This window comes from Aquibacillus koreensis (assembly GCF_025154055.1).
Taxonomy (GTDB): Bacteria; Bacillota; Bacilli; order Bacillales; family Amphibacillaceae; genus Aquibacillus_C; species Aquibacillus_C koreensis.
The window spans coordinates 44833-66679 of record NZ_JAOALK010000027.1 but is presented as its reverse complement, the minus strand read 5'-3'; the positions used below and the strand labels follow the sequence as shown (position 1 = coordinate 66679).

The window sequence follows — 21847 nt, the reverse complement described above, 5'->3', positions numbered from 1 at the left end:
TTGGGTATAATTTCATGCGATTCATGTACATGCTTCCGCTTATGTGCAATGCCTCAAAAAAATTTTCCACATGTAATAGGATCAAATCACTTCTAAAAATGATCTGCACAACTTCCCTCTTTTGTTTATAAATCATAATTTTTCAGAATTATTTTAGTTTTTCAACATTTTTTCAATATGTTTACAAGTATATCCTGCAGGTATAGAATACTTACTGTATTTAGTACAAGGGGGTAACATAAAATGAAAAAATTATTAATGCTTTTAGCGCTAATGTTCGTACTTATAATGGCTGCTTGTGGACAGGAAGAAGAAAATACAGAGCCTGCAAATGACGAAAATACAACCGCTGGTGAAGGTGAGAACGTAGATGGGGAAGAATCGACTGAGTTAACTGAAAAAGAACTACAAGGAAACGTGCTAGTTACTTACTTAGATGTTGCAAAATCAGTTCGTGTTCAACAAAAAGATATCAATGCATATCTTGCAGAACTAGCAAACCCTGAAGCTGAAGCTGCTACACTTGAAACTTTAAAGGCTGATGCAATCGTTGCTGCTGAGGAAGCTGCTACAACAATCGACGGATTTACTGTAGAAGGTCTTGACGCAGATACAACAGCTAAATTTGAAGAGGCTCTAGTAGACGTTAAAGCTGCTTATGACGAGTATGCTACAGCACTTACTGCTGAAGAAGTTGATGTGACTGATGCAGAAGCTAAAATTACAGAAGCTAACGACAAGCTAACTGTTATTTTTGAAGAAGTAGGCTTAACTTCAACTCCAAACCTTGCAGAAGAAATTAACTAATTAACTAAAGAAAACAGAGGGACGGTTCTTGTGTATCCAAATTTGGAAACACAAGAACCGTCCCTCTGTTTACAGCTATTTTTTTTCTGCCAATGCCTGACGATCACTAAACATTGGTGGTTTTTCTAGCCAACCGTGTTTAATCATTAGATTTGCTCCATCTTCCACATATAGCCCAATTTCTCCGATTAATTTCGTATATTTCATAGCTAAATCTCGTCTTTGTGCAACGGAGAATGCTGCCCCGTAATAACCAATAGCTACAGAAACTAAAGTTACTACATGAAATAACATCAATTTTTCCGAAAAAGGAGGTGTCGTCGATTCTGTGATTTCCGACTCCCAATTCATTGGTGCAGGAAGGTTATTGTTGCTTAGCATCTCTTCCATATCTTTAATTTGCTTTCTACACAATTTGGCTCCTCGTTGATAATAACCCCGTAATTCACTTATTTCAGTTACCTGACTGAAAGCAATTTCTAATACTACCTTCACAACAGTTTTAATAATATTGTAGTGTAGTCCACTCACCTCTATTGCATTGAGAGGTCTTTTTTTACCAAACCATCCCGCTAAATATTGTTGATTATCTACATATTCAACCTTGTCTGGTGTATTGATATTCGGAGGTTTACTAAGAATTCCTTTATCCAACATGAGTCCAATAATCGAATCGTATAACTTTGAAGTGTTAGAAAGACATGTACTAAAATAACTTCTTTGGTCGGTTCGAATGGAGGTGGTTGTACATAATGAGTAACTATTCATTCCATGTAAAGCCATAACCTGCATGTATGCTAATATTAGGTTATCAGAGAATAATCGTGGTGCTTTAAGGTCAAGATCATTTTTAGAAAACCCTTCAGGAATAGGGTAATTTTCCTTTTTTAAGAATAACTCTATCTTCTTAACATGGGAATTAGATAAATCAAGGGCAGTTTCTAAAATTTTTATGGTTTCTTTATCCTCACAATGTTCAAGAAGATGGGTTATTACACAGATTGACATTGTATCATTCAAGTATTGCGTCCAAAGATTAGCAATCTCTACGGAGGTTAATTGTGCCTTATCCATTTAACCACTCCTCTAAGTATTTCCCTCCTTTATTTTATCTAACTGTAGAATTTTTATGCTAACATTGGAAACAGAGGGACGGTTCTTCTGTGCACACGTTAACACTAGAACCGTCCCTCTGTTTCTATTTTAGGCTACTTTTTCGTCTTTCTGTTGGTTACGTAGACGTGATTCTAAGCTCGGAATTATTTTGTTGATGAGTAAGAATCCAATTAATCCAGTAATCAACAGCATGACACTCATCATTTCTTTAGATAGGTATGCTCCTAACGTCACAGACAACGAAGCAAGAATCATGGAGCCTTGATACGTAAATGCATTAACCGCCATGTAGCTACTCCTTTTATCATCTGGTGGAATTGCAGCAAGATAGCTTTGTTGTACAGGTACACGCATTAATTCGCCGATGGTTGCAACAACCATTGCTCCAACTAATATCCAAATGTTATCAAAATAACTAATCGCGGTGTAACCAACCGCAAATAACACAATGGAAACTAAAAACACATGCTTATCCTTATACTGTTGAATTAGCTTTGTTACGAGTGCAGCAAATAAGACAACAAGCACCGTATTTTCCGTCCGTAATATCCCAGTCATTTGCAATCCGTCAATCGTCCACCTGAATATATCTTGATCTGGCATTTGTTCATGCAACCTTACCGCAATATAATTCGTTAATTGAAACTCAAGCGATTGAATAAACAAACCAGCAATAACAAAAAGTATAAATACTTTATCCTTTGCTACTGTTTTATAACTTTGAAAAATGTCCTGAAAAACCTGAAATTTCCCGTTAGCCATATCTACTTTCATACTCTGTTCAGGAAAGAAGCTCTCCTGGATAAAAAAGATTAATACAAAAGCCATAATAACCGACATCACAGTCATACCAATAAAGAGTTCGAATAAAAAGTCCTCAAATAAAAATGCGCCAACTGCTCCACCTATCGCAATAGAAAGATTACCTGACCAATACATGATTGAGTACATTAACTTTCTTTCCTTTGGCTTGCTCACATCAATTAACATGGCATCCGTTGCAGGTCCTTCAATTCCCCAACAAATGCTTGCTACTAGAAACATAGCAAATGTTAAAACAGGTGACTCAAACCACGGAGAATTCGCCAGCGTCATCACAACAAGTGAGACAACACGCAATAACTCAGCGACAACCATCAGTTTCTTACGCCCCATCTTGTCAGATAAATAGCCTCCATAAAAACCTACGAGTGCCCCGACAAGAATGTTAACAATCAATAGAATTCCTGTTAACTTTGCTCCGAAATGGACGGCAAAATAAATAGCCATAAATGGAAAAATCATACTTCCGATCATCTCACTTAAAAAGCCAAAAATGATCCTTAATTTTATATTTGGATGAAAGTCCTTAAAACGCATTTGTAACTCCCCCTTCTCTATTTCTTGAGGGTTCAAGCAAACTGTTACCAGTGTATGTCTGTTCATAATATCAAACATGTTACCCAAACCAATTCATTCAACGACTACAATCATATACCGTTGGAAAGACAATTGCGTCAGGCACTGGAATGAAAAATACTCAGACCTAAGATGGAGAACGTGAACATAGGGACATATCTTGTAACCACAGGGACGGTTCTCCTGTTTCCAAAAATGGAAACAGGAGAACCGTCCCTGCGTTTACAAAAGTATATTATCGCTTTTATGTGGAAAAATACTAACTAAATTATAGAAATATCGGAGTGATATGTGCATGTGTTCGCAAAAAAATGTAAATCTAACAGCCTCTGAAATAGCATCTATATGGCAATCATATATGAGCCTCACGCATTGTTCTTGTATTTTAAAGTATTCTATATCGATAGCAGAAGATATGGAGGTTCGTAATACTTTAACCAAAACCCTTGAAAACATGGAACACCAAACACAAAAAACAAAACATCTACTAGAAGTTGAAAAAATCCCAGTACCAGTAGGATTTGGAATTCAAGATATAGATATGAATGCACCACGACTATTTTCGGATTCGTTTTCATTACTCTATTTTAAAAATGTAGCTAGAATGATGACTTCAAGTTATAGTCTCATGTACACGATGTCCTCTCGCAAAGACATTATGGATCACTTTCGCGTCGGTACTGGAGAGATTATGCATGTTTTTGAACTTATTAGTAATGTGTTGTTGGATAAAGGAATTTATAATCGAGCTCCGATTATAGATTCTTCGAAAAAGGTAGACTTTATTGAAAATAAAGATTATGTAAGTGGTAATAATTTATTTGGGGATCAACGGTTTTTAAATGCAGTGGAAATATCGCATGTTTTCGGAAACCTAGAGGCTAATGTAGTGGGAAATACTATTACAAAAGCTTTTGGACAAACTGCTGACAAAAAAGAAGTTAGAGAATTTATGGAGCAAGCAGGTAATTTATCTGAAAAGATTATAAGCTCTCTTACTAAAGTGTTAACAAGTAGTCAATTACCTGCTCCCATGCCATCTGAGACACAAATATACAGTTCCACTCAACCACCATTTTCTGACAAGTTCGTTATGTATCAAATGAGCATTTTAACATCAGCTGGTGTTTCAGATTATGCAACATCTGTTGCCACATCGTTAAGAAACGATTTAAAAAGATTCTACTCTGATGTACTTCAAGATACAGTGAAACTTGGGAAAAAAGCAGAGACTTTAATGATTAAAAATAGTTGGTTAGAGCAACCACCACAACAAGAAAAGGTTGAATTTTAAGTATAAGGGCGATTCGATCTGTTGCCATTTCTGGAAACAGGAGAACGTCCGTCCCTCTTTTTTACATGTCCAATAGTTCTTGAAACCACTCTGCACATGTAAAGGCGTAAATCCATTCTTCGTCATGGTCTTCTATTCCCCAACAAGCAGATAAGGTTGCCATAGCTACGCCAGCTTTTAAAAATCTACCTCGATCTAGTTCGAGCATTTCGATAAGTCTATTTGCTCTTGCTATAAACCTTTCCTTTGGACTTGGCTTATTATGTATTTCATTTACCATGAAAGCTGTAAAACTAAAGTATGGATCGCCTACAACTCCCTTCGGATCAATTGCCATCCAACCTTTTTCCTCGGAATACAATATATTTTGGTGATGCAAATCCCCATGCAGAAGCTCTGATCCATCAGATGTATCGAAGATCTCTTTAAAATAACCTTGCGCTCTTTTAATAGTCTCCTTGTCAATTGGACCTGTATCATTCGGATGATCTTCTAGGTATCGATCTAACCCTTTAGCCCAATCCATAATCTTAGGACAATCTAATCCGTCTGGAACTGGACAACGAATTGCTTGCCAAACGGTAACAAAATGTTGAATTGCCTGCCCTTCTTCCTCACCGACTAACATTTGACCTGGGATGAGTTGCTCTAAAAGCATACCTCCACCCTCTGCGTCCCATTCTAGAACGTTGGCACAACCATTTCCCCCATAAGCCAGAACCGTTTTAATTTCATTTTTAAAGTCAAAACCTGGTACACCTAGCTTAAGAATAACAGGAGTACCCTTATCATTAACAGCTTTCAAAACATAATTGTACGATAAATTATCCACTGGCCCATCGATCTGGAGATGCCACTGACCGGCATACATTTTGACTGTCTCCTCTAGAGTTTCTAACCATTGCTTCCCATTCTCACCAAAAGCACCTACAATTTTCGTTTTGAAAGATTCCGGAATATGTAAATTAATCAACTGCTTACCTCCTTATAAACATGGGGACGGTTCTTTCGTTTCCATGCTTCATTTTTTATAGAATAGATTCTTGAATGGAACTAATCCTAAGGTATTTAGTGTCGTGCCAATTATGTTTTTATGATAGAGCGCTTTTTGAAAAGTCCAGTACAAGGGAATTGTAAAAGCTTGTCCACATAATAGCTGGTCTGCTTTTTCTAATACTTTCAATCTTTCTTGTTCTTCTTCTTGCAGATACGCTGTTTGTATAATTTGTTGAAGATTTGCTTTCCGATCTGAATCTAATAGGTTATTGATCAAACCTGTCCCAGTTCTAAATAAATGGAAAAGCGAAACCTCTTCTGATTCTTCGGTTACATACTCAAAAAGCACTAAGTCAGCACGTTCAATGTCATTCCAAAAATCAGCATACGGAAGAATCTTTATCTTTAAAGGTATTCCATGATACTCACATGTTTTCTTTATCCAGTCTACATCCTTTTTATGTGGTTCAAGGTCATACGTGATCACAAGTAATGGATCATTGATTTCTTCTCGAACTACATCCCGATCGAGATATTGGTCAGGAGGAGAATTTTTCATAAAAGAACTAGCTGGTTGATACCTTGGATAACCGAGTTCATTCACCATTCTCTCCTTGTCTACGATCATAGATAGTGTTCTTCTTAATGCTTCATTCGTTCGAATCCTCTCTTTCTTAATATTCCACATTAAATATTTCACAGATAGCCGAGTTCTTTCCACATAGTTAAATCTATCTCCTATATGACTACTCGTAGTGAAAGGAATATAAAGATTCGATTCCTCCACGATATCCGAGGCATGTAGATATTTTTCCAACGAAGGCAGAATAAAAAGATCAATCTCGTCCATATGTGCACGTTCCTGAAAGTAATCTTGATGAACGGATAATTTCATAAAGTTTGTTTCATGTTCTTTTATTTTATACGGTCCTGTACCAATAGGTCTTTTTGCGAACGCATCTTTTGGCTTGTTTCCATACGCAAAAGGTACAATGGAACATTTCGATGATGTAAGAAGAGATATCCAATGATAAGAAGGTTTACGGAATGTGAATTGAATCCTATGCTTCCCCATACAGGTAATGGAATCTAAGTCTTGGACGATCCAGTTGGCAGAAGTCACTTTCAATCGCTCGAAAGTGAATTGGACATCTTTTGCCTCCAGGCGTTTGGAATGATGAAACATAATCCCTTTTCTTAGGTGAAAAGTAAATTGCTTTCCATCATCATCCACCTCCCAATAATGAGAGAGACTGGCTTCTATTTCCTTGCTCTTTTCATTGTAAGTTACGAGAGTATTGAATATTTGTCTTACTAAGTGTCGTTCTGTTTGTCTTTCTGCCTGAGCAGGATCCAAGGAATAAATTGAACGAAAATATGGTATTTTCAAAGACTCGTACTCTCCCCCTTCTACCTGAGGAGTTCTCGCTCCAAACAACATTTGCATAAGCAAATGGATAAAACGTTGGTCCGTGTTTTTCGTTTCTAAAATAGTTACAAGTCTTTCAATATCCTCGGTTCTTGGACTTTGCTTTTCATAGATTGCAAACATTTCTTCAATCGTCTTCAAAAAGGTGATGGCCGTTGTATGGCCTCTTCCTTTCCCTCTTTTCACCTTTATCCAGTTTTTGTCTTCCAGTTTATTTAAAATATAAATGACGTTTCTTTCTGTACAATCCAATTCTCTACTTAGTGTTGTTCTAGTCACATTCGTTTGAACATGTACCTGCATTTCTGGAAAAGTTAAAAGTAACCTAACGTAATACTCTATTAACCTCATCGATTCCCTCCACTATTAAAAGGTGAAATAACTAGTACTAATTTACACTTTTCCCTCACCTTTTAACAAGTATAATCAAGTGTGTTAGTAAATAAGGAGGGGCGATCATATGACTAATCTACACAAAGGACATCTATTCAATACTTTATCTATTATCTTGTTAGCGATTAGCCCGCTATTATCAAAGTTTGGACTGCTAAAAATCCCACCTTCTCAAGCTGCCCTAATCAATGTGCTAACGATTATAATCGGATGTTATGTATTAGGCATAATCACCCGAAAAGGCGTTGAGTTTTATTTCGATATAAATATCATTCTGTTAGCTGTCTTTAATTCATTGGGGGTAATCTTTTTATTTGAAAGTATCAATATGCTTTCACCTGTGGAAATTGGTTTCATCGGTAGATTTTATACCGTCTTTGCAGTGATTCTATCTATGGTCATCCTGAACGAGAAGCTTTCAAGAAGAGAAATTCTGTTTATTCTATTTGCGTTAGTGGGAGTGTTCTTATTTGTAGAGCCAGGTGGGGACTTTGCTGAAAAATGGTTAGGAAGTCTTTTCGCTCTTTTATATACCTTCTTTTTTGCATTGACGAATATTTTGATAAAAAAAACGTTATCCGATGACAAAAGCGCTAATTCGATTATGTTTACAAATAATTGCATCTCTCTCCTTTTCATTATTGGATATACTCTTATTACAGGTAGTTTATTTCACAGTAACTATTCGTTTGATGGGATTAGCTATTTAGTGGGATCAACACTTTTAGGTGGATTTCTCGGTACTCTATTGTTATATGAAGCACTTAAGTATTTACGTTTTTCGATCGCTAATGTAACACGAGCGTTTAGCCCAATTTTACTTGCCATTATTTCCTTTCCATTCTTTCCAATTGACCTAACTATAAAAAATACGACAGGAGCAATTCTATTAATATTATCCATACTCCTCCTCACTATCGCAGATAAAAAACAAACGTAAACAGGGGGACGGTTCTCCCGTTTCCATTTTTGGAAACGGGAGAACCGTCCCCCTGCATTTTTTTAGAAATATACTAGACAAATGACGATCACTAGTATAATTCGGTAGATTGCAAATGGTACTAGCTTTATTTTATTGATCAGTTTGAGGAAGAATTGAATGGATATTAACGCAAAAATAAATGCACTTATAAATCCGACAATAAAAAATGGCATCATGTCGATTGAAAAGTATTCAAGGTTTTTAATCAATGACAAGAAACTCGCTCCAAGCATAATTGGTACGGCCATGATGAAAGTAAAATCAGCCGCAGCACGGTGACTCATCCCGAGTATTACACCACCAGAAATCGTCGAGCCTGATCTAGAGAAACCTGGCCATAGGGATAAACACTGAATAAATCCAATTGTTAGCGCTTGTTTATAGCTAATCTGGTCAACTGTTTCTACCTTAATCCCTTTATTCTTTTTACTTACATAGTCAGCAAAAATCATTAAGATTGCGCCTACTACTAAGCCAATTAGCACAGTCTCAATCGAAAATAAATGTTCATCGATGTAATCTTCAAATAAAACACCTAGCACTCCAGCTGGAATCAAGCCGACAATCACTTGTGTAAGCTTTAGCCTAGGTTTGTCTTTTTTTTGCTTCCCAACCAATAACATATCAATAAAACGCTGCCTAAAAATAATGATAACGGCTAAGATCGAACCTAATTGAATCACAACTTTAAACGTGTTGGCCACATACTTTGTCAGAAATTCCTCAGATTTTAACCACATGTCGTCAACAATAATCATATGTCCTGTAGAAGACACAGGTGCAAATTCAGTTAAACCCTCAACCAACCCTAATATAACTGCTTTTAATAACAGCATGATGTCCATTTTGCTTCCTCTATTCAGTTTTATAATCTTGATTATCTAGATAAATGTAATCAATTCTGGAAGTCTAGTCAATAAGATTTTTTTATCCATGTTGACGATAAGAGCTTTGAAGATTAATAACTCATTTTTTCTGCGTAACAAAAAAGTAGAGGAAAATTGTATTTCTCTACTCAATCGTTATCTACATGTAAAATTATCTTTGCAAATGCTCTGAAGTCATTCAGATACTTCTCCACAATTGCTCGCAAAATAGCCAACTCAATAGATTGGTAGTCATCACGGCAATATTACGAAATCCTACCATATTCATCAATGCTTTTGCCAAAATATACGAACTGTTCCCTTAGCATACGACCCAAATAATAGTATAAAATCTGGTTGCAAGCGATCAATTAGAAGTTTTTTTTATCCAATACGCACATTCTTCATGTATCATAACTAAACTCCACACTACCTCACTAGCTTACAAGCGCAAACCATGCTTCCATTCTTTCCTACATAATAATAATGTAATAAATACACTTTACTATAAACTACTTCTGCTTATTCTCCCCCTTCCATTTCGATCGCTTGACTTTGCATTTCCAAATTGAAATAATATGAACTACAAACACATACGTTTATGGTTTTCTAGGGTTCCGCAGCATTCGCCTGGTCTGGTCCGAGAGAAAACGCACATCTCATATGTGTACACGGAGGGACAAAAGCCTGGGAGAAACTGATTATCAGTATCTCTCAGGTTTTTTTCATGAGCAAAACATAGGAGGGCCTTAGATTATGAACAAGCATTGGATGAAAGTTTTCGTTGGAGCTTTCTTTGAAGTGTTATGGGTGATCGGTTTGAAGCATTCCGATGGATTTCTAGATTGGATTGGAACGATCATTGCGATTACCATAAGCTTCTACTTTTTAATTTTGGCAGGAAAAAGCCTACCTGTTGGAACGATGTACATTGTTTTTGTTGGATTAGGAACAGCCGGAACAGTACTTTCAGAAATAGTAATTTTTAACGAGTCTTTTGACTTGGTAAAAATTGCGCTAATACTCCTTTTATTATTTGGTGTAATTGGCCTAAAGATACTGACGAAGGAAGATGATCAGGTAGAGAAAGGAGCTGTTTCTTGATGGCTTGGATTTCTTTGATTGTAGCTGGGCTTTGTGAAACGATTGGTGTGATCATGATTAATGAATTCAACAAAAAAAGAAACTGGCAATCCCTATCCCTTTTAATACTCGGATTCGGATCAAGTTTTCTCTTCCTTACTTTTGCATTATCCACCTTACCCATGGGAACTGCATATGCCATTTGGACCGGAATCGGAGCTACGGGGGGCGCCGTTGTTGGAATGATTTTTTACGGAGAGTCAAAAGACTGGAAACGAATCACATGTATCGCTATTATCATCAGCGCAGTGATCGGATTAAAATTGATTTCCTCATAACAGCGAATTCACTAAATCACTCGTTATGGATGACATTCAAAAAAGATATTTCCCATTTATTTATGCTTCGATTTCACTCGTTATTATTTTTCTTTTTCCACCGATTGTTCAGATTAGGGGGGTGGGACAATGGATCCCTTATTCCAAACCAAACAATATTGTAATTCCATTGATTTAGAGTATGATTAACTTTAAAATTAACATAATTAAGCTTTAAACAAGGAGGGATTTCTAGTGAAGCTTCATGACTTAACAGAGACATTCCAATCTATTTTTAATACGGATCAAACTCCGAGAGCATTCTTCGCTCCGGGGCGTATTAACCTGATTGGTGAACATACTGATTATAATGGTGGTCATGTCTTCCCTGCTGCTATTTCCTTTGGCACATATGCAGTAGCCGCAAGAAGATCCGATAACAAGATTCGATTCTACTCTATTAATTTTAAGGACATCGGTATCGTAGAATGCGAGTTATCAAATCTAGATTATAATAAAGCTCATCATTGGGCTAACTTTCCTAAGGGAATGCTTCAATATTTTCAAAAAGAAGGCTATACTCTGTCTACTGGATTTGATTTATTAATCTATGGAAATATCCCGAATGGAGCTGGTTTGTCCTCGTCCGCTTCTATCGAACTCGTCACTGGCGTCATGTTAGAAAAACTCTACCATCTAAATGTAGATAGAATACGCATGATCCAGATCGGCCAGCTAGTTGAAAACAACTACATCGGTGTAAACACTGGTATTATGGACCAATTTGCAATTGGGAAAGCAAAGGAAGACCATGCTATATTGCTAGATTGCCAAACACTTGCACACCAATACGCTCCTCTAGACTTACAAAATCACGTTATTATGATTATCAACACCAACAAACGCAGAGAATTAGCCGAATCTAAATACAATGAACGTAGAAAGCAATGTGAGCAAGCATTACTTGATTTGCAAACAGAGCTCTCGATCAATAGTTTAGGTGACTTAACCCCAGAAGCCTTTGAAAAGAACAAACATCTGATACAAAATGCAGTTAACCAGAAACGAGCAAAGCATGCCGTTTATGAAAACCACCGAACCCTAGAAGCATTTGATAAGTTAAAACAACATGATCTTCGAAGCTTTGGACAACTAATGAATCACTCGCACCTCTCGCTTCAGCATGATTATGAAGTGACCGGCGTGGAACTGGATACGATTGTGGAGGCAGCCTGGAAGCAAGAGGGTGTGTTAGGTGCTAGAATGACTGGAGCGGGATTCGGTGGTTGTGCGCTTGCTATTGTGCATCAAGATCATCTTGTCGGATTTCAACAAAATATTAAGCAATCATATTATGAAAAAATAGGCTATTACCCGACTTTTTACATAGCAACAATTGGCGCTGGAGCAAAAGAAATGACAAGTGAAGGAGTGTTTTAAATGAGCATACTAGTCTTAGGTGGGGCAGGTTACATTGGGTCACACGCTGTTTATCAATTGATCGACCATGGGAGAGATGTCGTTGTGATTGATAACCTGGAGACAGGACATCAACGTGCTGTCCATCCAGAAGCTACTTTCTACCACGGGGATATACGAGATATTGATTTTCTAAGAGAAGTTTTTGCACATGAAGACATCGATGCTGTTCTTCATTTTGCGGCTAACTCTTTGGTTGGAGAATCGATGGAGAATCCTATTAAATACTTTAATAACAACGTGTACGGAACACAAGTGTTATTACAGGCAATGACAGAATTTAATGTGTCCAACATTGTCTTCTCTTCTACTGCTGCAACATACGGCGAACCAGAGGTGATACCAATTATAGAAACCTCTCCTACTGCGCCGACGAATGCATATGGAGAGACAAAATTAACCATGGAAAAACTGATGAAATGGTGCGAGTCTGCACATGGGATCAACTATGTATCCCTTCGCTACTTCAATGTCGCTGGGGCTCGGGAAACCGGAGAAATTGGGGAAGATCACGAGCCAGAATCACATCTAATCCCAATTGTGTTGCAAGTAGCATTAGGTCAACGTGAGCATATTACTATTTATGGAGAAGATTACAATACAGATGATGGCACATGTATTCGGGATTACATTCATGTCGAAGACCTTATTGATGCTCACTTGTTAGCACTAGATTATTTAAAAAATGGTGGATCAAGTACTATTTTCAACCTAGGTAGTAGCCAAGGTTTCTCTGTTAAACAAATCATTGATACGGCTCGCGAGGTAACGAAAAAAGATATCCCTGCAAAAATTGGGGAAAGACGCGCTGGTGACCCAAGTGTGTTGATTGCTTCCTCCGGCAAAGCAAAGGAAGTTTTAGGTTGGCAACCTCAAAAGACCTCGATTACGAAAATTATAGAAGATGCTTGGAATTGGCATCAACATAACCCAACCGGTTACCGAGAGGGTGCTAAATAAATGTCAAAGTCGATTTATGTGAGCATTGCTCAGTTAGTTGAAAAAAGTGTGGAGGCAGCTCTGATCGAACCTAATGATTCCATCTACGCGAGAAATCAACTATTAGGATTATTACAGCTTAAGGATTATGAGGAAAACTCCAACCTACCAACGGACGTAACCATTCCTGATTTAGTGGAAGAGATAATGAATTATGCAGTTAAAAATGGAACGATTGAGAACATCCTAGATGAAAAAGAGATATTTAGCGCTAAAATAATGAATTGCTTTCTATCTAAACCATCTGAAGTGAATAAAACATTTTACAATCTATATAATGAAGATCCAAAACTTGCAACCGATTACTTTTATGAGTTAAGCAAAAATAGCAATTACATTCAAATGAAGCGAATAAGCAACAATATACAGTTTAAGACGACTACTCCTTATGGAGATTTAGATATTACGATCAACCTGTCAAAACCTGAAAAAGACCCAGAACAAATAAAAAGAGAGAAAGCATTAAAACAAACAATTAACTATCCTAAGTGTTTGTTATGTGCCGAAAATGAAGGCTATGTTGGACGAATTGGCCATCCCGCCAGGTCCAATCACCGGATTATCGAAGTACCACTAGAAGGAGAGAGGTGGTATCTGCAATATTCTCCTTATGTCTATTATAACGAGCATAGTATTGTTTTTGCTGGTGAACACCGGGACATGAAGATTAGTCGAGCAACCTTTGAAAGACTAACTGCATTTATAGAGAAGTTTCCACACTATTTTATCGGTTCCAACGCCGATTTACCTATCGTAGGTGGAAGTATCTTAAGCCATGACCACTATCAAGCTGGTAACTATATGTTTGCTATGGCTAATGCACCAAGTGAATTTGCATTCGATTTATTTTCTGATGTGAATGCATCCGTTGTTAAATGGCCAATGTCTGTGATTCGATTAAATAGCGGTGATCGAAATTCTCTTGTTGATGCTGCTACCCATATCTTAGAGCGATGGAAAGTGTATAGTGATCCTGAAGCTGAAGTTTATGCTTATACCGGTGAAACACCGCACAATACGATTACACCTATCGCTAGAGTTCATGATGGTTTATACGAACTCGACCTAGTCCTAAGAAATAACAGGACGACAGATGAGCACCCATTAGGAATCTTTCATCCACATGCAGATGTACATCATATTAAGAAAGAAAATATAGGCTTGATTGAGGTGATGGGGCTTGCCGTACTACCTCCACGTTTGAAAGAAGAATTGGATGAAATTAAGCTTCATTTACTTGATGGAAAAACTGCTGTGCGTGATTATCACAAAGCTTGGGTTGAAGAAATTCATACAACTTACAAATCTCTAAACGCTAGTAATGTCAATCAAATTGTACAGAACGCATTGGGCAAAAAGTTTGCAAGAGTGTTAGAAGATGCAGGGGTTTTTAAAACAGATGAAAGTGGGAGAAGTGCTTTTAAGAGATTTATTGGATCCTTAAATAACTAGAGTTGAGTATTTTGATGTACACTTAAAATAAAGTGTATTATTTCCAGTGATGTCACTACAAATCTTTCACATTATCATAGAAAAAGGAACTTGGATTAAATGCTAAGTTCCTTTTTTGTTATGAAGGAGTCGAACTTCGTCTTTTTATAGCTGATTGATTGGCTTGAAGTGAAAACAAAAAACAGCCACTCTCATAATAGAAGTGACTGTAATCGTAATTGAACTACATGTTTCAGAGGATGTAATGCTACTCCATCCCAATTTCTCTTTTAAATTCATTGATCTGCTCTGCTTCATCGGACATAAAATCGATAAGGATTTCCATATTCCGCTCATTCCAATCTTTCGTTGGGTTTTCAATTCGTTCATACTCTACTAGTTTTTCAAACATTGCATTGTATGCATTAGCATAAAGTCTATAATATTCATCCCAAAACGGATCACCTGACATTGCTTCGAGCTCATTTTTATTGCTGTTCAATGTTTCTTCATCTAAAACATTTTCACCTTTGTCTTCATCCGCTAGCCACTTTTCATGGTCCTCTTTTACTTCTTGAGCCTTCTGCAACGCTTCCTCACTTGAGAATTGAATTCCTACGTCCATTGCTCTATTGATCATTGCTAGTTCATTTAACTGGCTATGAAAAGCTTCTTCTGTTGCTCTTTCTTCAGATAGACCTTGAATCTGAAACCTCTCTTTATATTTTTCATGCTTCTCTATTGAAAATTCACTATGAATTAAATCATCTTTTTCAAAATCTTGTTTATCTAGTTCATCCAGTTCCTTAATTTCATTCACGATATGGTCTTGAAACCAGTTCATGATTCCAGCACTAGTGTTTACGATGAAAGGGAGGTTTCCAACAATAATCAATGCAAGTACTACACCAGCAGCAACATGTGCCAACCAAGGGAACCGACTTCTCTTAACGTGATTGGATCGAACACCTTTCTTCTCTCCATGAGACAAGACCGCTTCTTTCATCCGTTCCTTTTGGGATTCTGTAGGTGACATTTTTTCAAAATAATGATTTAATTGCTCTTTATCCATGAAAATCATCTCCTATCTCAAGCCTCAATCGTTTTTTAGCACTTCTCATTTTTGTTTTGACCGTATTTAGGTTTATGTTCAACATGGTGGCAATTTCCTTTAATTTATACCCTTCGTAGTAATGTAAATACAAAAGCAATCGGTGCGTGGAGGGTAACTTTCGGAGGGTGTCCTCTATCTCGCTATGCTGGATCGTATTTGCACCAAACCATTCCATTTCACTCGAATCAAATTGAACCACTTTCTTTTTCCACCATTTCCGGTGCAGATCAATACATTTGTTTTTAGCGGTTACAATAAGCCATGCTTTCTCATGCTCCGCACTCATGAATCGTTGCTTGCTCTCCATCAACGTAATAAACACCGTTTGCGCAATATCTTCTGCATCTTGCCTGTTCCCTGTCATGGAAAAACAGATTCTATAAACCGTGTCGATATGTCGTTCATATACATCTATGATCTTGTTTTCCACTCGCTCTGGTTTATCATCATCAACATGCTTACTATCTTGTAACAAGGATCGCCTCATACTCATTCCTCCTTCATTCCAAACACGTTTGTGAGAAGCAAAAGGTTTTCTTTAGGAGATAAATAATTTCATTTTTATGTAAAAATAATTGATATTAAATTTTGGGGTAGGGGGAGATTCAATAAAGTGGAAACATAACCAGTCATTACATTAAGAAAAGGTACATTTTGCACCTTTTCTAATGATCATTCCTATTGATGCTTGCAATACTTCATGCTTGATTCTTCCTTATATATTCCTGTATCTCCTTCAGTACTGGCATTTCCTCCAACTCTTCTTCCGTGACAAGCTCCCACTTGATTCCGTCAGGCTTTTTATAAGAGGAATTCGTTTCAAAAAGTTCGGTTTCCGTCGCAATCCAATCCACCGTTAAATCAAAAGCATCTCTCGGTACATCCACATCCGTTAACTGCACACTATTTACTGTACCAACAATTGGTACATCCTGATTCCCCAGTTCTCGAATAATGGCGTATTCACGATCTGCGTAGCCCTCTCCTTTTCCAACTCTTCTTCCGTCTCGATGTAAAGCAACAGAACCTACAATAAAAAGATCAATTTTAGGCATCTCGGTAAGAGGGATTTCTTTCCCGTAGGACTTGATGTGAGATAGGCTTGCCGCCCGCCTTTCCTCACCACTTGGTACCCACTCCGGTTTCACCATAATAAAACCCGCCTTGAGTCTAGGGGTAGGAACGAGCAGAGTCTTACCATCTTTTAAAATTTGTGCCCGGATTGGTAACTGTGGTGCATCAGGATTTACTTTAATCACTTTAGCCGTAATATAATCTGGGATTGTTGTGACTAGTGCGGCTGCTTTCTCTGCCCCCTTAAAATTCGGAATCCGATTAGTTAGTGGAAAAGGGAACCTGCCTAGTTTTTGTTCTGTTAGTAGATTCCACTTTTCTTCGCGAATTTCTTGTTTTGATACCATTATATACACCATCCATTTTTCATTGATTGCTATAACTATTGGGTTTATTAAAATTTCGGGAGTTTTCAACTCTCATCTAGTTTATATTATCACAGAACTAATTTTCTACTTCCTAACGCAAACACAGGGACGGTTCTTCGTTTCCATTTTGGAAACAGAAGAACCGTCCCTGTGTTTACGTTTACGCATCAGCTTGTCTTTTGAAGAGAAGGTTGCTGGGGTGTGGAGACTTTTTGTTTGTAATCTATTAACAACCACCCAATTAGCACGAGTAGGCATAGTACTACTGCGAAAGGAACCATCCACATATACGACTCGCTTACATTCAGACCTAATATGGTAACTACAATAGAGATGACTGGTGCCATCACATAATAGGCTTTCGTATGATACGACCAACCATACGGAAAAAAGTGAGCTCCTGTAATTACTGCAAAAAATACGATAAAGCCTTCAGGATTTTCAACAAACGCCCAGTAAAGAAGAGGGAAATACATCAATTGAGCGATATTTAAAAAGATCCCTAATTGATTTATAGGGTTATTCTTTACACTAAACTCCGCCTTAATTAATCTCGTAGCAAGCAGGGATAAAGGCATCATGAGTCCAGTTGCAAACAAAGTGAAAATATTTTTCTGCGTTAAATCAAAAGATTGTAAAAATAAAATGGTTATAATAGTCCAGATCAGCGTCCCCGCAATAAGAAAGGAAATACCATTCTTACACCTAACCGATAAATCATCTCTTAATTCCTCCAAATTCATACACTACACACCTTCTCTTTATTCAATTTTGACGCATATCAAATTGATTATAGCTCTACTTATCGCCAGTTTTATCCGTCTAGAGGATGATTTTTCCAAGTATGCACTTCCTCCCCATACAAAAACAAGGGAACTCGTCCCTTACCTCTACATAAGTTGCTCTATATTACGTTTGGTGAAGGTTTGGAAAAAAAGTACCTTTGCATTTAAATGATGAACAGTATTCGACGATTCGTCATAAGTCATCAGTAGAACACAATTATTTCCAAGGAAATATTATCATTGATATTTCTCGTGGTACTATGACAATTACTACATACTTCGAAATCCCAAGTGAAATCAATCTATCTTTCTTATAAGTTTAAACTTGCTATCTAAATTCGCTTTTTTTGGTTAAATCAATAATGCGTTGATTCCTACTTCCATGAAACCGTAAGCTTAGGTCTCGTTGCTCCAAGATAAATGGTCCTTCAACAAGGATATCACAGTAATGAAGTAGTTCTCGTTTGTATCGATCATTAGATCTACGTATTTCTTCATAGGTGTAACCACTATAAATCCATATATTTTTACCTGATTTTTTTATTTTTTTCGCAAGTACACTCACTTCTTTTGCTTGAAAAAAAGGTTCTCCGCCGGATAAGGTTACATCTGTTAGAGGGTTGCTTTTGATTTCTGTAAGAATGTCTTCTACTGACATTTCTGTGCCATTTCTTATATTCCAACTCTGTGGATTGTGACATCCTTTGCAGAAATGTGGGCAGCCTGCAAAGAATACAACAGTTCTGAGCCCTTCGCCATCAACAACAGAATCATGAATAATATTCATCACCCTCATTGATGCTTCACTCTATTACTTTCCTCATCTCTTTTCGCACCATTCCACTTCTTCATGTCACCTACTAGATACCCAGTGATTCTTCTAATTCTTTCAATCATATGTTCATCCTCATTTTGGCAACCCGGACATTTTTCGTCAATAATACCGATATAACCACAACTGCGGCATCGATCAACAGGATGATTAATCGAACCATAGCCAATTCCATGAGTGGCCATCGCTTTTACAAGTTTATCTAGTGCATGGATGTTCTTTGATACATCTCCATTACATTCAATATAGGAAATATGCCCACCATTACAAAGTGCATGAAACGGAGCTTCTTTACGAATCTTATCGATTGCTTTAATGGGATAGTAGACCGGAATATGAAATGAATTCGTATAAAAGTTACGGTCCGTTATACCAGGAATTTTCCCAAAAACTTGTTGATCCCGTCTTGTAAATTTACCTGATAAGCCCTCCGCAGGTGTAGCAATCAGTGAAAAGTTCAGTCCATACTTATCAGATGCTTGGTTCGCTTTTTCGCGCAAGTATTCCATTATTTTTATTGCATGATCATAAGCCAATTGTGACTGTCCGTGATGTTCACCAAATAAAGCAACCAAAGCTTCAGCAAGACCGATAAATCCAATGCTAAGCGTTCCTTGTTTTAAAACTTCAGTAAGATCATCGTTTGCACCAAGTTGTTCGCTATTTTTCCAAACACATTGCCCATATAAAAAAGAGAAATGATGTGCTTTTTTGTTTGCTTGAAACTGATAACGTTCTAGTAATTGTCTTATTATCAGATTCGTATAATGATCCATTTTATTTAGGAAGCTATCAAAGGTACTAGATGTTAAAGCTATTTTCACAAGATTGATAGACGTAAAGGATAAATTGCCTCGACTAATACTATTTTCTGCTCCGTGCATGTTCCCCATTACTCTTGTTCGACACCCCATATAAGCTACCTCTGATTCAGGGGTGCCATTGTAATATTGCTTGTTAAAAGGGGCATCAATAAAGCTAAAGTTAGGAAACAACCGTTTAGCAGTGGTTTCTAATGCAAGTTGATATAAATCATAGTTTTTATCACCTGGATTTGAATTGATCCCTTGTTTCATTTTAAATACTTGTATCGGAAAAATAGGTGTCTCCCCTTTTCCAAGACCTGCTTTTGTTGCTAATAATATATTCTTAATTAAGAGACGACCTTCGTGTGAGGTGTCCGTTCCATAGTTGATTGATACGAAAGGAACCTGAGCACCACCACGTGAATGCATACTATTGCAATTATGTATAAAAGCTTCGCAAGCCTGGTACACATCTCGGTCCGTTTCTATCCAAGCCAATTCCTCTACTTCCGAACCTGTCATATTTAATGGATACGAATGCAATCGAATCCTGTGTTTTTGAAACGTTTTAGATATGTATGGTGCTAAATCATAATCGAACATCGGATAACTTTGACCACCATGCTGCATGTTTTGATTCGATTGAAAAATGATGGAGGATAGCGCCATGGCACTACCTATATCATTAGGTTCTCGCATAAAACCATGTCCTGTATTGAATCCACCTTCTATTAGTTTACCTAAAGGGATCTGACAGCATGTTGTTGTTCCTGTAGGCATGAAATCTAAATCATGAGGATGAATATAGTTCTCATTAATTGCTTGTTGGACCTCTCGGCTCAGCATTTGATTGATGGCATAGTATTTAGCTGATTCAGAACCAATTTTGGACATCTGTCCCATAGGTGACTGTCCATCCACATTTGCATTTTCCTGAATTAGGTCTAGATTACTTGATTCAATTATTTGTCGAAATGAACCCATTAACTCATTCATTTCTAAAAGTCCGTTCGTCATTATAGCCTCTCCCGTCTTTATGTTATCTATATATTGTGTTAAATTCGTAATACGACAACTATATATAGATTAGTGCTAAGTTTATCATAAATTAAACACGGGAGACTGTGATAAATGTAACATATTTAAAAAAATTGCGAGAAAGTGGGACAGGGCCTTTCCTATAAGCTCTATATTTCAATCGCCCCTCCATTTATCCGCTTAAACGTTCGCACTTTAGCTAACTCTTCCACTAAATTTAATGCCGCTTTATCTTTTGCTTTTGCCTCAATCATGATATCTGCAGACTCTCCATACGCTTTTAAAGCTTTAATGAAAGGAAGCGCAAAATCCACATCAACATAATCTGCATGTGCTCGAATGAGTTTGTCTGACTTTGGTGAGGACAGGTGGAATTTGGGTTGTTTTCCTGTTCGTTTCCAGGTAGCAAAAATCCGAGGCAATAACGTCTCAAATTGCTCATCACCTGGGTTTGCCCAATGGTGGTGATAATCAAATACAAACGGAATATGATGCTTTTCACAGACTTGTAGTGTTTCTTCGGTTGTATAAGTTTTGTCATCATTCTCCAAGGTCGTTTGCATTCTTATTTTTTCATCAAGCTTTACAAAGTTTTGATCGAATCTTGTAATGGCTTCTTGTTTATTCCCATACGATCCTCCAACATGGATATTTATGTTGGCATCCTTATGTAAGCCCATCGCTTCTAACATGTGATAATGATAAGTCATATCAATAATGGCATTGTCCGTTACATGTTCCTGTGGGCTTGTGAACAATGTGAACTGGTTAGGATGAAAGCTAACACGAAGGTTATATCGCTTGACTAAGGAACCAATTTCTTCAAAGAGTTGAAGAAATGGCGTGCGGTAATCCCAATTCACATCTGGATGCGTAGCAAGTGGCACGAGGGATGAAGACATCCGATACACGTCAATGCCATGTGCAATATTATAATGAAGAATTCGAATTGTGTTTTTAAGGTTCTGTTCTGTAAGATGATGAAGTTTTTCTTTTCTACTTTCCTGCTCTTGCTTCTTCCAATTAGTGTACGTCATCGTTCGGGAAGGTGAAGCTTCCCATAGAGAGAGCGCTGTAGAGACGTATCCGAATCTAATTATCATGGTTTCACCTCAACCCTTGTTAAAGATACAGATAGTGTGTGATAGAAGAAATTGTTTCATACGTTTGACTTGATTCATAAAGCCACATAATAACGGATTTTTCGGTAAAGATATAAAAACGTTAAAAATATCTTTTT

Annotated in this window: 20 protein-coding genes and 1 riboswitch; of the genes, 8 read left to right on the top strand and 12 right to left on the bottom strand. The window is 37.3% G+C overall.

Going from position 1 to position 21847, the window contains the following annotated elements:
* Positions 1-243: 243 nt before the first annotated feature.
* A complete protein-coding gene (locus tag NYQ66_RS06685; protein WP_259868156.1) occupies positions 244-807 on the top strand; it encodes a hypothetical protein in 564 nt (187 codons plus the stop codon).
* 75 nt (positions 808-882) lie between these two features.
* Here NYQ66_RS06685 and NYQ66_RS06680 read toward each other — a convergent pair whose 3' ends face one another.
* Both NYQ66_RS06680 and NYQ66_RS06675 read right to left on the bottom strand, forming a co-directional pair.
* The gene (locus NYQ66_RS06680) at positions 883-1881 is read right to left on the bottom strand and encodes a DUF3231 family protein (protein ID WP_259868155.1); all 999 of its coding nucleotides are present in this window, start codon (positions 1879-1881) and stop codon (positions 883-885) included.
* Between the two features lie 129 nt (positions 1882-2010).
* Entirely contained in the window at positions 2011-3282 is a 1272-nt protein-coding gene (locus tag NYQ66_RS06675; protein WP_259868152.1) for an MDR family MFS transporter, read from the bottom strand.
* 334 nt (positions 3283-3616) lie between these two features.
* On the opposite strand from NYQ66_RS06675, the gene NYQ66_RS06670 reads away from it, so the two are divergent.
* Complete coding sequence (locus tag NYQ66_RS06670) at positions 3617-4615, top strand: DUF3231 family protein (protein WP_259868151.1); 999 nt, start codon at positions 3617-3619, stop codon at positions 4613-4615.
* A gap of 61 nt (positions 4616-4676) precedes the next feature.
* On the opposite strand, the gene NYQ66_RS06665 is transcribed toward NYQ66_RS06670, so the two are convergent.
* Together NYQ66_RS06665 and NYQ66_RS06660 are read right to left on the bottom strand one after the other, a co-directional pair.
* Complete coding sequence (locus NYQ66_RS06665; RefSeq protein WP_259868149.1) at positions 4677-5588, bottom strand: aminoglycoside phosphotransferase family protein; 912 nt, start codon at positions 5586-5588, stop codon at positions 4677-4679.
* A gap of 48 nt (positions 5589-5636) precedes the next feature.
* Positions 5637-7391 (bottom strand): ABC transporter substrate-binding protein, encoded by a 1755-nt coding sequence (locus tag NYQ66_RS06660; RefSeq protein ID WP_259868148.1) that lies wholly within the window; start codon positions 7389-7391, stop codon positions 5637-5639.
* 109 nt (positions 7392-7500) lie between these two features.
* Here NYQ66_RS06660 and NYQ66_RS06655 point away from each other — a divergent pair, with 109 nt between their 5' ends.
* Entirely contained in the window at positions 7501-8373 is an 873-nt protein-coding gene (locus NYQ66_RS06655) for a DMT family transporter (RefSeq protein ID WP_259868146.1), read from the top strand.
* 62 nt (positions 8374-8435) lie between these two features.
* Here the strand turns inward: NYQ66_RS06655 and NYQ66_RS06650 are convergent, their stop codons facing one another.
* Positions 8436-9260, bottom strand: coding sequence for an undecaprenyl-diphosphate phosphatase (locus tag NYQ66_RS06650; protein WP_259868141.1), 825 nt, complete (start codon positions 9258-9260; stop codon positions 8436-8438).
* A gap of 619 nt (positions 9261-9879) precedes the next feature.
* Positions 9880-9977: riboswitch (guanidine-I (ykkC/yxkD leader) on the top strand.
* A gap of 60 nt (positions 9978-10037) precedes the next feature.
* On the opposite strand from NYQ66_RS06650, the gene NYQ66_RS06645 reads away from it, so the two are divergent.
* The 5 genes from NYQ66_RS06645 to galT all read left to right on the top strand — a co-directional run bounded on the left by NYQ66_RS06645 (position 10038) and on the right by galT (position 14611).
* Complete coding sequence (locus tag NYQ66_RS06645; RefSeq protein ID WP_259868139.1) at positions 10038-10385, top strand: DMT family transporter; 348 nt, start codon at positions 10038-10040, stop codon at positions 10383-10385.
* Positions 10385-10702, top strand: coding sequence for a DMT family transporter (locus NYQ66_RS06640; protein ID WP_259868137.1), 318 nt, complete (start codon positions 10385-10387; stop codon positions 10700-10702). Before NYQ66_RS06645 ends, NYQ66_RS06640 begins: the two co-directional genes overlap by 1 nt.
* Before the next feature lie 234 nt (positions 10703-10936).
* Entirely contained in the window at positions 10937-12121 is a 1185-nt protein-coding gene (locus NYQ66_RS06635) for a galactokinase (RefSeq protein ID WP_259868136.1), read from the top strand.
* Positions 12122-13120: a UDP-glucose 4-epimerase GalE gene (gene galE, locus NYQ66_RS06630; protein ID WP_259868135.1), complete on the top strand. Its 999-nt coding sequence runs from the start codon at positions 12122-12124 to the stop codon at positions 13118-13120.
* Complete coding sequence (gene galT, locus NYQ66_RS06625; RefSeq protein WP_259868133.1) at positions 13121-14611, top strand: UDP-glucose--hexose-1-phosphate uridylyltransferase; 1491 nt, start codon at positions 13121-13123, stop codon at positions 14609-14611.
* Between the two features lie 247 nt (positions 14612-14858).
* Here the strand turns inward: galT and NYQ66_RS06620 are convergent, their stop codons facing one another.
* The 7 genes from NYQ66_RS06620 to uvsE form a co-directional block, all read right to left on the bottom strand.
* Positions 14859-15662: a hypothetical protein gene (locus NYQ66_RS06620; protein ID WP_259868132.1), complete on the bottom strand. Its 804-nt coding sequence runs from the start codon at positions 15660-15662 to the stop codon at positions 14859-14861.
* On the bottom strand, positions 15655-16191 hold the full coding sequence (locus NYQ66_RS06615; RefSeq protein WP_259868131.1) for an RNA polymerase sigma factor: 537 nt from the start codon (positions 16189-16191) through the stop codon (positions 15655-15657). Before NYQ66_RS06615 ends, NYQ66_RS06620 begins: the two co-directional genes overlap by 8 nt.
* Before the next feature lie 211 nt (positions 16192-16402).
* Positions 16403-17125, bottom strand: a complete 723-nt coding sequence (locus NYQ66_RS06610; protein ID WP_259868130.1) for a 5-formyltetrahydrofolate cyclo-ligase — start codon at positions 17123-17125, stop codon at positions 16403-16405.
* Between the two features lie 188 nt (positions 17126-17313).
* Complete coding sequence (locus NYQ66_RS06605; RefSeq protein ID WP_259868128.1) at positions 17314-17889, bottom strand: DUF7010 family protein; 576 nt, start codon at positions 17887-17889, stop codon at positions 17314-17316.
* 370 nt (positions 17890-18259) lie between these two features.
* Positions 18260-18727 carry an anaerobic ribonucleoside-triphosphate reductase activating protein gene (gene nrdG / locus NYQ66_RS06600; RefSeq protein WP_259868127.1) on the bottom strand — a complete coding sequence of 156 codons (468 nt, stop codon included), beginning with the start codon at positions 18725-18727 and terminating at the stop codon, positions 18260-18262.
* Positions 18724-20586 carry an anaerobic ribonucleoside triphosphate reductase gene (locus NYQ66_RS06595; RefSeq protein WP_407652056.1) on the bottom strand — a complete coding sequence of 621 codons (1863 nt, stop codon included), beginning with the start codon at positions 20584-20586 and terminating at the stop codon, positions 18724-18726. The genes nrdG and NYQ66_RS06595 overlap by 4 nt, the downstream gene beginning before the upstream one ends.
* 170 nt (positions 20587-20756) lie before the next feature.
* Positions 20757-21710 (bottom strand): UV DNA damage repair endonuclease UvsE, encoded by a 954-nt coding sequence (uvsE, locus tag NYQ66_RS06590; protein WP_259868125.1) that lies wholly within the window; start codon positions 21708-21710, stop codon positions 20757-20759.
* Positions 21711-21847: the final 137 nt, after the last annotated feature.

Excerpts from the sequence above, each read along its gene's own strand:
- NYQ66_RS06685 (WP_259868156.1), top strand. The coding sequence starts at position 244 with ATGAAAAAATTATTAATGCTTTTAGCGCTAATGTTCGTACTTATAATG.
- NYQ66_RS06680 (WP_259868155.1), bottom strand. The coding sequence starts at position 1,881 with ATGGATAAGGCACAATTAACCTCCGTAGAGATTGCTAATCTTTGGACG.
- NYQ66_RS06675 (WP_259868152.1), bottom strand. The coding sequence starts at position 3,282 with ATGCGTTTTAAGGACTTTCATCCAAATATAAAATTAAGGATCATTTTT.
- NYQ66_RS06670 (WP_259868151.1), top strand. The coding sequence starts at position 3,617 with ATGTGTTCGCAAAAAAATGTAAATCTAACAGCCTCTGAAATAGCATCT.
- NYQ66_RS06660 (WP_259868148.1), bottom strand. The coding sequence starts at position 7,391 with ATGAGGTTAATAGAGTATTACGTTAGGTTACTTTTAACTTTTCCAGAA.
- NYQ66_RS06655 (WP_259868146.1), top strand. The coding sequence starts at position 7,501 with ATGACTAATCTACACAAAGGACATCTATTCAATACTTTATCTATTATC.
- NYQ66_RS06650 (WP_259868141.1), bottom strand. The coding sequence starts at position 9,260 with ATGGACATCATGCTGTTATTAAAAGCAGTTATATTAGGGTTGGTTGAG.
- NYQ66_RS06645 (WP_259868139.1), top strand. The coding sequence starts at position 10,038 with ATGAACAAGCATTGGATGAAAGTTTTCGTTGGAGCTTTCTTTGAAGTG.
- NYQ66_RS06640 (WP_259868137.1), top strand. The coding sequence starts at position 10,385 with ATGGCTTGGATTTCTTTGATTGTAGCTGGGCTTTGTGAAACGATTGGT.
- galE (WP_259868135.1), top strand. The coding sequence starts at position 12,122 with ATGAGCATACTAGTCTTAGGTGGGGCAGGTTACATTGGGTCACACGCT.
- galT (WP_259868133.1), top strand. The coding sequence starts at position 13,121 with ATGTCAAAGTCGATTTATGTGAGCATTGCTCAGTTAGTTGAAAAAAGT.
- NYQ66_RS06620 (WP_259868132.1), bottom strand. The coding sequence starts at position 15,662 with ATGGATAAAGAGCAATTAAATCATTATTTTGAAAAAATGTCACCTACA.
- NYQ66_RS06615 (WP_259868131.1), bottom strand. The coding sequence starts at position 16,191 with ATGAGGCGATCCTTGTTACAAGATAGTAAGCATGTTGATGATGATAAA.
- NYQ66_RS06610 (WP_259868130.1), bottom strand. The coding sequence starts at position 17,125 with ATGGTATCAAAACAAGAAATTCGCGAAGAAAAGTGGAATCTACTAACA.
- NYQ66_RS06605 (WP_259868128.1), bottom strand. The coding sequence starts at position 17,889 with ATGAATTTGGAGGAATTAAGAGATGATTTATCGGTTAGGTGTAAGAAT.
- nrdG (WP_259868127.1), bottom strand. The coding sequence starts at position 18,727 with ATGAGGGTGATGAATATTATTCATGATTCTGTTGTTGATGGCGAAGGG.
- NYQ66_RS06595 (WP_407652056.1), bottom strand. The coding sequence starts at position 20,586 with ATGACGAACGGACTTTTAGAAATGAATGAGTTAATGGGTTCATTTCGA.
- uvsE (WP_259868125.1), bottom strand. The coding sequence starts at position 21,710 with ATGATAATTAGATTCGGATACGTCTCTACAGCGCTCTCTCTATGGGAA.